The following is a 15,253-nucleotide window of genomic DNA, read 5'->3' on the forward strand; positions in this document are numbered from 1 at the left end:
ATAAAAGTTTATCAGGCTCAGATACTATTGTTATCTAAATATCTGGCTTTATGGTTTGTTTCTTGTTTTTATAAATTAACCTACTGTTTAATTTTCAAAGTTCATTTTTCATGTTTGCCCTTTTCTTAAGGACAAGTAATACTATATCACCTTAAAAATAATTCGTCAACACTTTTTAAATTATTTTTTTAAGTTTTTTTAATTTCCATTGTCATATATTCCATCATAATGTAGTAATACCATAGTCTCAATCAATTTTAATATATTTATAATTTTTTATAAAAAATCACATTTGCTTATCTTAACTATTAATATTTTAAATATTTCTATATACAAATTCAACAGTTATAATAGAATTATCCCTATATAGATTGAAAAAATACAGTAGAAAATACAGACAATAAATAAGAATATAGAAATAAATGTAAATAAATATAATAATAAAAGAAGAAGTATTAATACAGTTAGAATAAACTTATCAATACTTCTTCTTTTATTATCTATCTTTTAATATTATAATCTATTCATTTTTAACTTACATATTATCTCATAGCTCTCATAGCATTTAGTACTGCAATAAGTGCTACCCCTACATCAGCAAATATAGCCTCCCACATAGTAGCTATTCCTCCAGCTCCTAATGCCATAACTATAACTTTTACACCTAGAGCAAATATTATATTTTGCCATACTATCTTATTAGTCTTATTTGCTATTTCAATGGCTTTAGATATTTTACTTGGTTCATCTGTCATAAGTACCACATCTGCTGCTTCAATAGCTGCATCTGAACCTAAACCTCCCATTGCTATACCAACATCCGCTCTGGCTAAAACTGGTGCATCATTTATTCCATCACCAACAAAAGCTATTTTTTCTTTTTCTGTTCTACCTTCATACAACTCTTCTAGTCTATCTACCTTTTCATTAGGAAGTAAATTAGAGTAAACTGTATCTAACTCCAACTCTTTAGCAATGTTTTTTGCTACTTTTTCATTATCTCCAGTTAACATTACAACTTTTTTTACTCCTATTGATTTTAAACTTCTTATGGCATTTTTACTATCTTCTTTTATCTCATCAGATATAACTATATAACCTCTATACATTTTATCAACAGCAATATACACTACTGTTCCTACTTCTTTAGCTGGTGAATAGAATATATTTTCCTTTTTCATAAGTTTCTCATTACCTGCCAATATAAGTTGACCATTGTATTTTACTCTGATTCCATAGGCTGCTATTTCCTCATAACTATCTATTGTATTTAAATCAATTTTTTTATTATAGTAGCTTAATATAGACTTTGCTATTGGGTGATTTGAATTTACTTCTGCAAGAGCTGCATATTGCAATAATTCTTCTTCTGATATTCCCACAGGATTTAACTTAGTTACATTAAACACACCTTTAGTAAGAGTTCCTGTTTTGTCAAACACTACTGTATCTACACTTCTTAAAGCCTCTAAGTAATTACTTCCCTTTATAAGTATTCCATTTTTAGATGCAAATCCAATCCCACTAAAGAAACTAAGTGGTATTGATAAAACTAATGCACAAGGACAAGAAACAACTAAGAATATCAACCCTCTGTATAGCCAATCACTAAATACTTCACCTGAAATAACAAGTGGTGGTACAAATGCTATCAATAAAGCAGCTATAACTACTACTGGAGTATAGTATCTTGAAAATTTAGATATAAAATTTTCTGTTTTTGATTTTTTAATGCTAGAATTTTCAACAAGGTCAAGTATCTTTGAAACTGTTGACTCTCCAAAGCTTTTTGTAACCTCAATAGTAAGTAAAGCATTCTTATTTATAACACCTGATAAAATTTCGTCTCCTTTTTCAACTTCTCTTAATACAGACTCACCTGTAAGTGCAGAAGTGTCTAACATAGATACTCCATCTACTACTACACCATCCAATGGCACTTTTTCACCAGGTTTTACTACTATTATATCACCTATATTTACTTCTTCTGGAGATACTACTTTCACTTCAGAGTTAACTTTTAGGTTTGCATAATCTGGTCTTATTTGCATAAGTGAAGTTATAGACTTTCTAGACTTTCCAACCGCAACACCTTGTAAATACTCTCCTACCTTATAGAAAAGCATAACTCCTACTGCTTCTGATAGTTCTCCTATTAATAATGCCCCTACTGTTGCTAGAGCCATTAAGAAGTTTTCATCAAATACTCTTCCTTTTGATATATTTCTTATTGCTCTTAAAAGTACATCTCCACCTACTATCACATAAGCAACTATAAATACTATATTGCTAAATTGACTTTCGAATCCTGTTGCTGTTTGATATATACCAAAAATATATACAAGAGCTCCTATTATAAGTGGAATTAATTCTTTTTTATTTGTATCGCTCACAGTTTCTGACTTTTCAACCGTTCTAGATTTTGTTTTGTCAGAAGACTCTACTTGTATATCAAGTCCTGGTTCTGTTGAGTCTATTATTTCTTTTATTTTATTTATAACAGCATCTTCTTCAAAAGTACTTATTATGTTTACTGTAAGTTTTTTATTTACAAAATTCAAATTAGAAGATTCAACCTCTTTTAGTTTAGAAACTTTGTTGTTAATCTCTTCTGCACAATGTGCACAATTTAACCCTCCTAATATAAGCTCCTTTTTAGCTGATGTTTTGTTGGCTATTGTATTGTCTTTAGAGCTTATTTGTATATTAAGTCCTGGTTCTGTTGAATCTATTATCTCTATTATCTTTTCTATAGTATTTTCTTCATCAAAACTATTTTCTATATTTACTGTAAGTTTTTTATTTATAAAATTTAGATTAGAAGACTTAACCTCTTGTAGCTTAGAAACTTTGTTGTTAATCTCTTCTGCACAATGCGCACAATTCAATCCTCCTAATACAAATTCCTTTTTAATTATATTATTTGCTTCCATATATATTCACTCCTCTCATTTATCATTTATAAGTCTCTCTAATATGATTTAATCCACAGTCAAATATTTGACTTATATGGCTATCATCTAATGAGTAATATACCGTCTTTCCTTCTCTTCTAAATTTTACTAACCTAGCCTGTTTTAATACTCTAAGTTGGTGAGATATTGCAGAGTGAGTCATATTTAATAAACTTGCTATATCACATACACACATTTCATTTGCAAATAATGCATATAATATCTTTACTCTAGTAGTATCTCCAAATACTTTAAATAATTCTGCTAAATCATATAACATTTCTTCATCTGGCATAGTTGACTTAGCTTCTGTTACTATTTCCTCATGTATTATATTACAACTACAATCATTTATCTCTTCTCTCATTATATAATCCTCCATTATTTTAATATATGAATAACTGTTCATATGTTCATTATATGCTATTATATCTAATTTCGCAACAATATTTTTTTATTTATTTAATAATAATTAGAATGCACATATTATGGAGTTTTTTAATATATATATTATTAGAATAAGTTTTTGTAAACTTTTTTATAGTTTTTCTAGGAGGTGCAAGTTTAATATGAGTAATAAGAAAAAAAAGAACTTAGATACTAGCTACATGCCTTACTTAGACCCTGCTAATTATGCAGATTATATTACTAATGAAGAAATTCCTCAAGATGAGTTGAGAAATGACCCACAAATCCCTAGTGGTTATACAAAAATACCTAATAATCAGAATATAAGTAACATTTATCCTAATAGCGTAAATAATTATCCTAAAAGTAGTAATTCTCCAAACAACTTGCCTAACACAAATAATACATCTGGAAATATGAACTACAACACATCTACTCCAAACAATATGCCTAACAACATGAACTATAATACATCTAATAATATGAACAATATGGGTGTACCCACTAATATGTCTGGTAACATGAATAACAATATGGGTATGCCTAACAACATGTCTGGTAACATGAATAATAATATGGGTATGCCTAACAGCATGTCTAGTAACATGAATAATAATATGGGTATGCCTAATAACATGTCTGGTAATATGAATAATAATATGGGTATGCCTAATAACATGTCTGGTAACATGAATAACAATATGGGTATGCCTAACAATATGTCTGGCAACATGAATAATATGGGGTATAATATGAATAACATGTCTGGCAACATGAATAATATGGGATATAATATGAATAACATGGGTATTCCTAACTTATCATGTAATCAAAATATGCCTCCTAATGTACTTATGATGATACCAGGTGTTATATGTCATAATACAATGAATGGTATGCCTGTAGTTATGCCTAGTAATATGCCTTCTAACATGTATCCGACTCCTTATGGTTCTAGTAATATGTCTATACAAGGCATGCCACAAACTAATATTGAGGAGTTTGATGAGGAAGAAATGTAAAATATTTTTATTTTTTAAATAAATTGTATAAGACCTTAATAATTGAACATAATAGTAAATGTATTCCTCATAATATTCCCCCAATATTATTATAGGTATAAAATTTTGATTGAATATCCTTTTATTTAGTCAAAAAATATTAACATAATCTAATAAAATAAATGTAAATAAAAAATCAGATAAAATAAAATTTTATCTGATTTTTTATTTACATTTAACTTAATACTTAAAAAATGTCCCTGCATATCACTATTTGTTTGATGTTTATGGAAGTAACCCACAAATCCTTGAATGGAGTAATCAATTACATCACTTATATCTTCATTAACTATACCAAAAAACATGCTGGCATTTTCTTCTCTTTTAGATTGTCAAGGATACATGGTCTACACTCTTTCTCATAGTTTTTGGATTTATTTGGCAGTTCTCAACTTAAGTTTACTAACTCTATGTTATAATGACTCTAACAAGTCATTATCTTGTTTATAGTAGGCATTATTTTGAATAAAATATGTGTATTTTACTTTTCTGGAACTGGTATGATTCTAATATATTTACAAATAAATAAAAGCTAGTAATTTTATTATAACTATCATTCATAACTCTTTAAGATTATTTTATTTTCATTATAAAACTTCATTGCTTCATCATATAACAATCATAAAATATATCTTACTCCCTATATATCTAGTAATATGTTTAGATACGGTATGCTAAAAACCAATATTGGCAAATATTATAAAAAAAAGAAATAAAATATTTTTATATAAATTGTATAAAATTTTAATAATTGACCACAATAATAAATGTATTCCTCATAATATTCCCCCAATATTATAGAAATAAATTTAAGCGAGATTAAATTCAGTTAATCTCGCTTAAATAATGTCAAAAATCATATACTATTCCAAAAAATCATCAAAGTCTATTGAATCTGACTCTGCAAAATCGTATAAAGCATTTTGCTCAAAGAAAAATTTCTCTTCAAATTTAATATATTTGCTATAATTAGACTGACTTATTTCATTAATACAATTACAATCATTATCACTATAAGTCCCTATAAAAAACTTGTTTCCCATTAAGTAATATATAGCTTTCATATCATTATTTATTATATATACATTTTCTTTAACATGGTCATTATTAAAATTAAATCTAGTAAAAAATATACCTTCATTCATATTACTTTTTAATAAGAACGGATTTTCTTCATAAAATACTTTTGCAAATTCCTCAGGTGAACTTACGCTATATACACTTACAAATTCACTCTTAGAAATTTCATCAAAAACTTCAAAATCGTACATAGGCTCTTTATCTGTTACTAGCATAGAATTGATTTTAAAACCAGTATCATTACATTTACTTATACAAAAGGCTATTTTACATGTATAATACCCATCATTATCTTCATATAAAGCCTCACTAATATACCTACCTTGTCCTTTATTGCTTACTGTATTTTTAAGTAATGTACCATTGATATTTGTAATATGCATATTTGCAATCTCTTCACTTCCTGAAAAGTATCTTAAGCTTTCTCTATCCCATGCTATAAACCTCATAGTCATATAGTTTATGAATTCAACTTCCTCATCAACTCTTTTACATATTTTATTATATAATTTTTCTATAGTTAAATCTGTTTTATAATTTTTTATAATGTCAATGTATTCACATTTATCTCCTGGCAATATCTTGTTATAACAAATATTCTTATTTCCAAAATAAGATACTAAAAACAGAGATTCCTCCTCTGTTAATCCAATTCTATCTGAGCCAAATCCACCCATTAATCTTTCTTCTTCCCTATAAGCTTCTTCTTGTGTTGGATTTTTTAAACTCACATAATCCGCCAGACCTAATCCTTCTGCATCCAATAAAAAATATTGACAAAAGTGATTGTTTTTATTGTCTATCCAATTTATTATAAGACCCAAGCTCCCCATAAGTCTAGAATTTGTAACCTTTGCAAAATTAAAATTCATACAATCACGTCCTTTAAAATTTAAAATCTTTGTTTTTTAATATATAAATTATTATACATATATTTTAACAACTTAGGTATAATTTATAATATAATATAAGGAAATGATTAATTGAGGTGGTTTTTATGAAAAATATAGCAGCTTTTTTTGATATAGATGGTACTCTTTATAGGGACTCTCTTATGGTTGAACATTTTAAGAAATTAATTAAATATGATATAATTGACCAAAAAAATTGGTATAAACACGCCAGAGATACATTTATGGATTGGGATAAAAGACAAGGCAACTATGATGATTACTTACTAGAAATATGTAATCTTTATGTTGACTCCTTAAAAGGCTTAGACAAAACTTGCATTAATTTTACAAGTGACCAAGTAATTAAATTAAAAGCAGATAGAGTTTATAAATACACACGTTCAAGAATAGATTGGCATTTAAATCAAGGTCACATAGTTATCTTTATTTCTGGCAGCCCTGGGTTTTTGGTTGAAAAAATGGCTAAAAAATACAATGTAACTGACTTCTTAGGAAGTGATTATGTATTTGAAGATGATATATTTACAGGAACAGTCATACCAATGTGGGATTCTATAAGTAAAAATAACGCTATAAATGATTTTGTTGTAAAATATGATTTAGACCTATCAAATTCGTACGCTTATGGAGATACTAATGGCGATATAAATATGCTAAAAAGAGTTGGAAATCCAATCGCAATAAATCCTACAAAAGAACTTTTGGCTCAAATATCACTTAATAAGGAAATTTCTAAAAATGTTGAAATAATAGTAGAAAGAAAAGACATTATCTATTCTTTATCTACAGATGTGAATATGGTAGATATTTAATTTATATTAGCTCTTTTAAAGACTTATACAACAAAAGTCTTATTATAATAAAGGATGTCATCATTGAAGTGATATCCTTTATTTTTATTCATATTATATATTTTAGTTCATAGATGGTAAGTATCTATTTCAAATATAAAAATTGTTATTGCTAAAACATTAAAAGTTTGTATAACAACATAAAAAGACTCTGATATAAAAATCAAAGCCTTTTTTATTAAATAAACTCATACATATGTTAATTTTATTTTTATATTTCAATGTACCTTTGCAAATGTATTATTCATATAAAAATTAAAACCATTCTAAAGTAAAACATTAAGTCAGTTGTTATTTTTAAATAACATCTTTCTTAGTCTATTATTGTAATAATCTATAAAAGAACTATATACATAATCGTATATTATAAAGGCTACCTCAAATGAAGCTACTATAATAATATTTATTGGAATATAAACTATTGTCCTTAATATAAAGTACAATATAACTATCATTATATTTGCAAATACTACTTTCATAAGATACTCAATATATATTGACCTATCTTTTTCTATAAAATATTTAACAATACCATATATCCCAAAAGTAAGAGAATATACAATCCATTGAGATTTACTTGCCATTACTATAAATCCTAATGCTACAGAACCTATATAAAAAGCAATTCCACTTTTAAATCCCCATTCCATTATTACAATTGATACTAAAAGCGATGCTAACCCCATAATAAACAATGTATTTACAGGAATAATATTTGTAAGAGTTAACAGTATCACATTTAATGCTAATAAAACTCCTCCATAAGCAACTTTTATACTCATATTTATCATCCTAACAACAAGATATTAAATCTCCACCAAAACATTCACAACAGGAATCTAGACACCACAGTTTAGCGCAGTTTTCACAACAATCATCACCTAGACAGCAACAACAGTCATCACAACAACAGCAACAACATCCATCTAAATCATTACGTCTTCTTCTATTATAATTATCAGCTCTATTGTTATATTCATTTCTATATTGTGTATAACTTCTAAGTGCATCATTGTATTCTTGATTTTCAGGCTCCATGAATTTTGCTCTCTTTAAGAAGTCTTCTCCTTCTTCATAATATCCAATATTCATCGCAGAAAAACCAGTTAGATAATACCACTCTGCACATTTGTCAGTTAATGTTTTTAAAAAATCATAGGCTTTTTTAAATTCACTATTTTCCATAAAAGCTCTTGCTCTCATAAAATTTTCATTATTATAAGTATTACTGTACATTCTTTCCACCTCTACTTTCTAATATATTCATGTATCTTAAATAAACTCCAGAATAAATTATATTTTCTATTATTCCAACGTTTTTATTTAGATTTAAATTATCAATTCCCCTAGCTAAAAAACCTAATGATGTTACAATTATTTTTTTTACTTTTTCTTTTAACTCATCATTTTTATCTATATATTCTATAAAAGGATTATATCTTCCTTTCTTAAAATCTTCATCTAAATCTTCATATGCATCTAGTAAATATATATATTTACCTATATTAAAGCCTATCATTCTTAGATTTCTCTCATTTTCATCTTTTTTATATGCAAATACTTCTCCCATTATATTTCCAAAGACATTAGACACTTCATCTATATTTATATTTTTGTCCTTTTCCAACTTATTTAATTCATTTAATTGTTGCTTTATATACTCAGCTTTTTCAGGATATTTCTCATAGGCTAAGTTTAATTTGTTTTTATATATATAATATGCTAATTTATCTTTTATGCGTTTATCATCCATTAAATTATCTTCCAATTTATAATACGTTAAAAGAACATTCATACTTGCTGCATATTCGGTAATATCATTTGTTATTATCTTTTTCTTCTTAAATGGACTGACTACACACACTTCTTCTGTACTTATAGACTCTGGCTTATATACTGAAGTTAATAAGATAATTAGAAATGTTATATCGTAGTTTAAAGAAAACCTTGAGATTTCTCCATGATTTCTTTTTAGATATTTACATAACCCACAATAATAAGCTTTGTAATGGTCATATTCTCTAAATGTTAAATCCATTTTGTTTATTTTAACATATCCAAACATAAATACTCCTTCTTGTACTACTTTTTATATAATAAATTATAATTTGTATTGTAACAATCTATATCTATAAATATCGCATTTAACTCTTTTATATTCTCAATACTTCTTTATGGTTTATAAAAAGTATTGTGACTTACATAAATATTTACTTTGTTATCTATAAACTCATTATATTTATTTTCTAAATCATTTATTATATAGTACATTATGTAAGTTTTTACTTTTTTTTTACTTACTAATGTTATAATCCTTTTGACTTGCTATGTGTTATCTCTAAGTTACTTATATCATTTAACAGTAGTATATCCTTTGCATTTGAACAAGTCATTATTTCTCCATTTTTTATTAATTATTATTATATCATTAATAAAATTATAATTCATTGTTTAGAATTATTTTTCTGAGGGTTTTTATGAGTCTTTACGAATACCTAATGCTCTTAATGGACCAAGTAATGACATTCTAGCAAGTATCAGTGCCATTTCATCAGGAGATTCTTTCATGTTTTTTTCAAGCCAATATTGAATTACACCTAAGTCTGCTGAAAGTATATATTGTATAAAATATTCTTCCGAAATTATTGCCTCATCTATGTTAAAATTTTTTAACTTTTGTTTCTCAAACAAATTGATTTCAATAAATTTTTTTATTTTTCTTTCAAAGGTAGGGTCACCTTTTGGACCTAAAATAGATTTAATAATTACTGAATTTTTTGTAAAATATTCAAAAAGCTTTACCATAAATGGAAGAGGTTCATTTGAGGCATCCATGTTCATCATGTTGACCGAATCAAGGTGCTTAGTCTCTTCTTCAATTTCCTGTATTATTTCATTTTCAATTTTCTCTAACAAGTCATACTTATCAACATAATGCAGGTAGAAGGTTCCTCTATTTATATCTGCCCTTTGAGTTAAGTCAGTAACTGATATATTGTTAAATCCTTTCTCATCTATTAACTCTGCTAATGCAGACCTAATCATTTTTTTAGTACGTATTGTTCTTCTATCAACAGATACTTTTTTCATGAATTATTTCCTCGCTCTATATAAATTTTTTTAATTTTAATTGACAATTTTATATTAAATGTTTATTACTTAACAATTTAAATATTATTGTTCATTGCATAAATCAATATACATATTATAATATACATATAGATTATTAATCAACAATGTGTTCATAAAAAATAGCAAATTGATTTGAAGTAAATGTTTAATATGACCTAAAATTTCGCCTTTATATGGATGCATTATGGGATATCTTAAGAATAGTATTAATGGAGGATAAAAATGAACAATTTAGATAAAAACAATGTTAATGAAGTTTTGGATATGCTATTAAGAACTCGAAGATCCATAAGAAGTTTTACAAAAGAAGTACCTTCAAAAGAACTGGTTGAAAAAATAATTGAAACTGGAAGACTTGCACCTTATGCAATACTTGCAGTAGCAAAACAAACAGATTTCAGACATTTCTTTGTTATCTCTAATAACAGTTTACAAATGGATAAAATAAAAACTATTCTTGTTGATGTTATTAAAACTCAAATATCAACCCATGAGAAGAAGGCCAAGAACGACATCGCTCTACAATCCTTCATTACTTCTTTAAAGATGCAAGTTAAAAAAGGGGTTCTTGGTGTAGGGTCAGCACCTTATCTTATTATTGTGGCAGAACGTCGTGGAATACCAGCCATAGAACAAAAGTCATTATCTCATGTTATGCAGAATATGTGGCTTAAAGCAACTGCTTTAGGATTAGGTTTTGAACTTGTTAGTGTAATAGGAAGATTAAGTAATAATAAAGATTTTTGCGATATTTTAGGAGTACCAACAGATGAATATGGCTTTGATGCCTGTACAATCGGTTTCCCTACAACATCTGTAATTAAGGAAGGCAGAGCCATTCCTCATCCATCAATAAAATGGATATAATAAATAATATTGAAAACCAAATATTTATAAACTATTCTTACATATTTTTAATAATAGATTACATGCTGTTTCTCAGAGGAATCTATAATTTAACTGAGCCTAAGATAATCAAATTAATTACAAACAAAGAATAAATATAATAAAAGGACTTATAAATTATAAGTCCTTTTATTCAGCCTGAAATTAAATTCTTTTCCTTCAACCCTGGTAAATAACTTTCCTGTATTTCTTTTAAAGTATATGTATACCATCATAATCAATTATTTTTACTTTTGTTTGTGTCTTAGAATTAATCGTTCCTATGGCTCTCAATATATATTTATACTAATTCATACAATTCAATCTTACTTACATTAAGTTAATTTTTAAATAATTGGAGTATATTCAAAACTGCCTAAAGTATCTTTTAATTCCTTTTTTGCTTTATCTACAATAGATTCATCAAGCATTACATCATTTATTGAACATGCTATAGATTTTGATGCTAACAACATCGCTTTAAATCCCATGTCAGAACCTGCACTAGCGCAAGATTGCCATGTATGAGCAGAAATACCAATAGGCCAAACTGAACAAGAACATTGTGCTGTGGGAGTTATGTAACTAACATCTCCAATATCTAATGATAGTGATATACAGTTATTATGAGTAAAGGTATCATCTGTAACTTCATCATGTAGATTCATCTTAGTAATTTCCTTGTTTCCACTTAATACACTAGACACACTAATTCTTTTATCTATAGAAACTGTTTCAACTAATTTTTTTGCAAAATAGTAGTCATCTTCATCATACTTTTGTACTCCTATCAATTTCATGTTTTTTGATAAAACATCTGTTAATATTGTATTTGGAATATAGTCATATACTCCACTTACAATATTATATTCCATACTAGTACCAGTCATCAATGCTGCTCCTTTTGCTATATCAACAATTCTGTCAAACACATCTCTTACATGCTCCATTTTAACTCCTCTTATGTAATACCATACTTCTGCAAAGTCTGGAACTATGTTTGGCATTTTTCCACCATTAGTAGTTACATAATGAACTCTACAGCTATCAAATATATGCTCTCTTAAATAGTTACAGCCTATGTTCATAAGTTCCACTGCATCAAGTGCACTTCTTCCGTTATAAGGAGCTTGTGCTGCATGTGCGCTAACACCCTTGTATCTAAACTTTACAGAATAATTAGCAAGAGTTGGAATTCTTATTGGAGTGTTTATATCAAATGGATGCCAACTAAATGCACAATCAATTCCATTAAAGAAACCTTTTTTTATCATTAATACTTTTCCTGACAAATCTTCTTCTGCTGGACATCCATAATATTTTATAGTTCCTTTCAATTTTTTTAGTTTGATTAGTTCCTTTATTGCAATTACAACTCCTATTGAACCCGTACCAAGTAAATTATGTCCACAACCATGACCTGCACCACCATCTGAAATAGATTCTTTTGTAATGGATACTTTTTGAGACAAACCATCTAATGCATCATATTCACCTAAAACTGCTATAACTGGCTTACTTTCTCCATAGCTAGCTACAAATGCTGTATCCATATCCTCTAATTCATCTACACTAAAATCATGTTTTTTTAAATATTCTTTTTGTAAGTTTGAAGCATAATATTCTTTATATTGAAGTTCTGGATTTTTCCATATTTTATCTGATATATCTCTTAACTCTCCTTGTATTTTATCTATATAATCCATTATAAATTTTTTATTTGAATCATTTATATTAACCATATTCTCCTCCATAAGACTAATAATTATATTATTTGATTATATAAAATAATTATTTTTTAAATAGCTTCTATATTATAATCATTTTATATAAGAAAACCTCTTGACTTGTAAATTACACTTTATCAAGTAAGAGGTCTTTTAAATTTATAAAATTTTTAGCATGTTAACCAATCAAGCATATTAACCCATAATTTATTATAATATTTCCAATCAGTAAATTCTCTTGGACCCCAATGAGGTGCACAATCAGAACTAAAGATAGCAGATTTTCCTTTTCCAAATTCGCCAACAGCTACAAATGGGTCTCCTCCAATAGTCGCTAGCACAGGACAATTATCTTTAGCTATTGTCTTATTATATCCTAAAAACTGTGGCCATTCCTTTGGTATATCTTTTAAAACTGGATGTTCAGAATCAACAACGACTGGAGTTATTCCTGCTGGTTTTTCAACCCTATCATCTTTATCTATCATTGTTATTGGCAATACATCTTTGATAGCAGTTTCTCCAAATCTAGCTTTTGCATCTATACCTGTAAATGACATATATCCACCTACCATGATTAATGCTCCACCGCTATTTACATACTCTTTAACTAACTCAAGTCTATCTGGATTACTATTACAATCTATAAATGTACTATTAGATAATAAGAATGTATTAGAACCTATATCAGATAATATTATACAATCATACTCATTTAACTCTTCCAATTTATATGGAAAACTGTCTGCTGCTACATGTGCAGGCATATGAACTGCTTCATATCCTCCAGACTCTACTGCTTCTTTTAACCATTTTACTGCTTCTTCATAATGTGTTGTAACAAATGTGTCAAATCCCTTTATATGAGTTATATTTTTTACCCACGATTCCCCTACTATTAATACTTTTTTCATCTATATATTCCTCCTACTTTTATAAGTTTAATATTAGACTGGCATACATAAGTATACTGTCTAAATACTCTTGAATTTCAACATACTCATTTATTGAATGACATTGTTCTATTGAACCTGGCCCTAATATTAGTGTTGGGATTTTAGCTAAGTTTTTCATCAGTCTTGCATCATTTCCAGCCGTTGACCCCTTTATATTTAGCTTTCTTTCTAAGGTTTCTTCTAATATCTTTTGAGTATTAACTATAAATTCAGATTGCTTGTCCATCTCAAAACCTAATCCTGATTGATATATATTTATCTCTGGTTTATTATCTTTAAGCCACAAATCTCCATCAGCTCTTGTCATTATAACCTTAGTTATATCTTCCACAACTTGCTCATAACTCATTGTATTTGGCAAGAAATGTACACATAAATTAAATACACATTTATCTGGTACAGTAGAGCCTGCTGTTCCACCATTTATTACGCCTAGATTTATTGTAGGTGGAGGTAATAAAGCATGTTTATATCTCATAAGCCAATTATGTTCTAACTCTTTTATATCTTGGAGTAATAACATTGCCTTTTCTATAGCATTTACACCTTCCCACTTACTTCCACAGTGGAGAGATACACCTTTAACTTCAACCTCAAAGAATACAAATCCCATATGTGCAATTATTATGTCTTTCTCTGATGGTTCACAAATTACACAGTAATCTCCATCAATTCCATTCATAACTGCATTTATAGTTCCATTTCCTCCGCCTTCTTCATCTACCACTGACATTACCTTTATATTGCCAGGTATATTTAAGCCACTATCTTTTATAAGTTTTACAGCTAATATTGAAGCCATTAGACCAGATTTCATATCTGCAGTTCCAAGTCCATAAAGCTTCCCTTTATCTTCTGTAGCACAATATGGATTATATCTCCATTTTTTTATATCACCAGGTGGCATAGTATCTACATGACCATTAAAAACTATTGTCTTTCCAGGCAAATTATCACTGTACTCACATATTAAATTATATCTATCATCATAATTGTGACCTAGATTACCTTCTTTATATATGTCTTTTGCCTTTTTAATTAAATCTTCGCTCATTTCTTGTCTATTTACACTAAAACCTATGGAATTTGCAAGTTTTTCAATATATTCTTGACCTTCCTTTTCAAATCCACCTAGTATTCCATGACCTACATCTTCGGTTTTGATACTTACAAGCTCTTTTAAATAGTCTATATATTCTTTTTTATTGCTATTTAATGTATCTAAGAGAATTTTTTTCATATTTCCTCCCAAGATTTATTTTCACATTTAAGATTTCAAAGTTAA

At 27.7% G+C, this 15,253-nt stretch carries 14 protein-coding genes; 3 read left to right on the forward strand and 11 right to left on the reverse strand.

The genetic code is table 11. The features are described 5' to 3' along the window. Positions 1–542 precede the first annotated feature (542 nt). Both IC174_RS16120 and IC174_RS16125 read right to left on the reverse strand, forming a co-directional pair. Complete coding sequence (locus IC174_RS16120) at positions 543–2,933, reverse strand: heavy metal translocating P-type ATPase (protein ID WP_227483405.1); 2,391 nt, start codon at positions 2,931–2,933, stop codon at positions 543–545. A 22-nt stretch (positions 2,934–2,955) separates the two neighbouring features. Next, positions 2,956–3,321, reverse strand: a complete 366-nt coding sequence (locus tag IC174_RS16125; RefSeq protein WP_227434729.1) for an ArsR/SmtB family transcription factor — start codon at positions 3,319–3,321, stop codon at positions 2,956–2,958. Between the two features lie 202 nt (positions 3,322–3,523). Between IC174_RS16125 and IC174_RS16130 the strand changes: the two genes are divergently transcribed. Further along, on the forward strand, positions 3,524–4,384 hold the full coding sequence (locus IC174_RS16130; protein WP_227434728.1) for a hypothetical protein: 861 nt from the start codon (positions 3,524–3,526) through the stop codon (positions 4,382–4,384). 328 nt (positions 4,385–4,712) lie between these two features. Here IC174_RS16130 and IC174_RS21455 read toward each other — a convergent pair whose 3' ends face one another. Together IC174_RS21455 and IC174_RS16140 are read right to left on the reverse strand one after the other, a co-directional pair. Further along, a complete protein-coding gene (locus IC174_RS21455; protein WP_227483497.1) occupies positions 4,713–4,808 on the reverse strand; it encodes a DUF6485 family protein in 96 nt (31 codons plus the stop codon). Positions 4,809–5,286: 478 nt separating this feature from the next. Next, positions 5,287–6,375: a hypothetical protein gene (locus tag IC174_RS16140; RefSeq protein WP_227434726.1), complete on the reverse strand. Its 1,089-nt coding sequence runs from the start codon at positions 6,373–6,375 to the stop codon at positions 5,287–5,289. 125 nt (positions 6,376–6,500) lie between these two features. On the opposite strand from IC174_RS16140, the gene IC174_RS16145 reads away from it, so the two are divergent. Further along, positions 6,501–7,229, forward strand: a complete 729-nt coding sequence (locus IC174_RS16145) for an HAD family hydrolase (RefSeq protein WP_227434725.1) — start codon at positions 6,501–6,503, stop codon at positions 7,227–7,229. A 323-nt stretch (positions 7,230–7,552) separates the two neighbouring features. Here the strand turns inward: IC174_RS16145 and IC174_RS16150 are convergent, their stop codons facing one another. The 4 genes from IC174_RS16150 to IC174_RS16165 all read right to left on the reverse strand — a co-directional run bounded on the left by IC174_RS16150 (position 7,553) and on the right by IC174_RS16165 (position 10,358). After that, a complete protein-coding gene (locus tag IC174_RS16150) occupies positions 7,553–8,050 on the reverse strand; it encodes a hypothetical protein (protein WP_227434724.1) in 498 nt (165 codons plus the stop codon). A gap of 10 nt (positions 8,051–8,060) precedes the next feature. Next, on the reverse strand, positions 8,061–8,504 hold the full coding sequence (locus IC174_RS16155; protein WP_227434723.1) for a hypothetical protein: 444 nt from the start codon (positions 8,502–8,504) through the stop codon (positions 8,061–8,063). Next, positions 8,494–9,333, reverse strand: coding sequence for a DUF5685 family protein (locus IC174_RS16160; protein WP_227434722.1), 840 nt, complete (start codon positions 9,331–9,333; stop codon positions 8,494–8,496). Before IC174_RS16160 ends, IC174_RS16155 begins: the two co-directional genes overlap by 11 nt. Positions 9,334–9,743: 410 nt before the next feature. Next, positions 9,744–10,358 (reverse strand): TetR/AcrR family transcriptional regulator C-terminal domain-containing protein, encoded by a 615-nt coding sequence (locus tag IC174_RS16165; RefSeq protein WP_227483406.1) that lies wholly within the window; start codon positions 10,356–10,358, stop codon positions 9,744–9,746. Between the two features lie 264 nt (positions 10,359–10,622). On the opposite strand from IC174_RS16165, the gene IC174_RS16170 reads away from it, so the two are divergent. Next, complete coding sequence (locus IC174_RS16170; RefSeq protein WP_227483407.1) at positions 10,623–11,267, forward strand: nitroreductase family protein; 645 nt, start codon at positions 10,623–10,625, stop codon at positions 11,265–11,267. A 365-nt stretch (positions 11,268–11,632) separates the two neighbouring features. Here IC174_RS16170 and IC174_RS16175 read toward each other — a convergent pair whose 3' ends face one another. The 3 genes from IC174_RS16175 to IC174_RS16185 form a co-directional block, all read right to left on the reverse strand. Further along, positions 11,633–13,018 carry a M20 family metallopeptidase gene (locus IC174_RS16175; RefSeq protein WP_413927203.1) on the reverse strand — a complete coding sequence of 462 codons (1,386 nt, stop codon included), beginning with the start codon at positions 13,016–13,018 and terminating at the stop codon, positions 11,633–11,635. Between the two features lie 164 nt (positions 13,019–13,182). Continuing rightward, the gene (locus tag IC174_RS16180) at positions 13,183–13,926 is read right to left on the reverse strand and encodes a glutamine amidotransferase (RefSeq protein WP_227483409.1); all 744 of its coding nucleotides are present in this window, start codon (positions 13,924–13,926) and stop codon (positions 13,183–13,185) included. A gap of 19 nt (positions 13,927–13,945) precedes the next feature. Next, positions 13,946–15,208, reverse strand: coding sequence for a M20 family metallopeptidase (locus tag IC174_RS16185; RefSeq protein ID WP_227483410.1), 1,263 nt, complete (start codon positions 15,206–15,208; stop codon positions 13,946–13,948). Between the last annotated feature and the right edge of the window lie 45 nt (positions 15,209–15,253).

It is taken from the genome of Clostridioides sp. ES-S-0001-03 (assembly GCF_020676075.1).
In the GTDB taxonomy this organism is placed as follows: domain Bacteria; phylum Bacillota; class Clostridia; order Peptostreptococcales; family Peptostreptococcaceae; genus Clostridioides.

What these genes read in the sequence shown, in the direction of transcription:
- IC174_RS16160 (WP_227434722.1), bottom strand. Translation starts at nt 9,333, where the DNA reads ATGTTTGGATATGTTAAAATAAACAAAATGGATTTAACATTTAGAGAA.
- IC174_RS16180 (WP_227483409.1), bottom strand. Translation starts at nt 13,926, where the DNA reads ATGAAAAAAGTATTAATAGTAGGGGAATCGTGGGTAAAAAATATAACT.
- IC174_RS16125 (WP_227434729.1), bottom strand. Translation starts at nt 3,321, where the DNA reads ATGAGAGAAGAGATAAATGATTGTAGTTGTAATATAATACATGAGGAA.
- IC174_RS16150 (WP_227434724.1), bottom strand. Translation starts at nt 8,050, where the DNA reads ATGAGTATAAAAGTTGCTTATGGAGGAGTTTTATTAGCATTAAATGTG.
- IC174_RS16155 (WP_227434723.1), bottom strand. Translation starts at nt 8,504, where the DNA reads ATGTACAGTAATACTTATAATAATGAAAATTTTATGAGAGCAAGAGCT.
- IC174_RS16130 (WP_227434728.1), top strand. Translation starts at nt 3,524, where the DNA reads ATGAGTAATAAGAAAAAAAAGAACTTAGATACTAGCTACATGCCTTAC.
- IC174_RS16120 (WP_227483405.1), bottom strand. Translation starts at nt 2,933, where the DNA reads ATGGAAGCAAATAATATAATTAAAAAGGAATTTGTATTAGGAGGATTG.
- IC174_RS16170 (WP_227483407.1), top strand. Translation starts at nt 10,623, where the DNA reads ATGAACAATTTAGATAAAAACAATGTTAATGAAGTTTTGGATATGCTA.
- IC174_RS16145 (WP_227434725.1), top strand. Translation starts at nt 6,501, where the DNA reads ATGAAAAATATAGCAGCTTTTTTTGATATAGATGGTACTCTTTATAGG.
- IC174_RS16140 (WP_227434726.1), bottom strand. Translation starts at nt 6,375, where the DNA reads ATGAATTTTAATTTTGCAAAGGTTACAAATTCTAGACTTATGGGGAGC.
- IC174_RS16185 (WP_227483410.1), bottom strand. Translation starts at nt 15,208, where the DNA reads ATGAAAAAAATTCTCTTAGATACATTAAATAGCAATAAAAAAGAATAT.
- IC174_RS16165 (WP_227483406.1), bottom strand. Translation starts at nt 10,358, where the DNA reads ATGAAAAAAGTATCTGTTGATAGAAGAACAATACGTACTAAAAAAATG.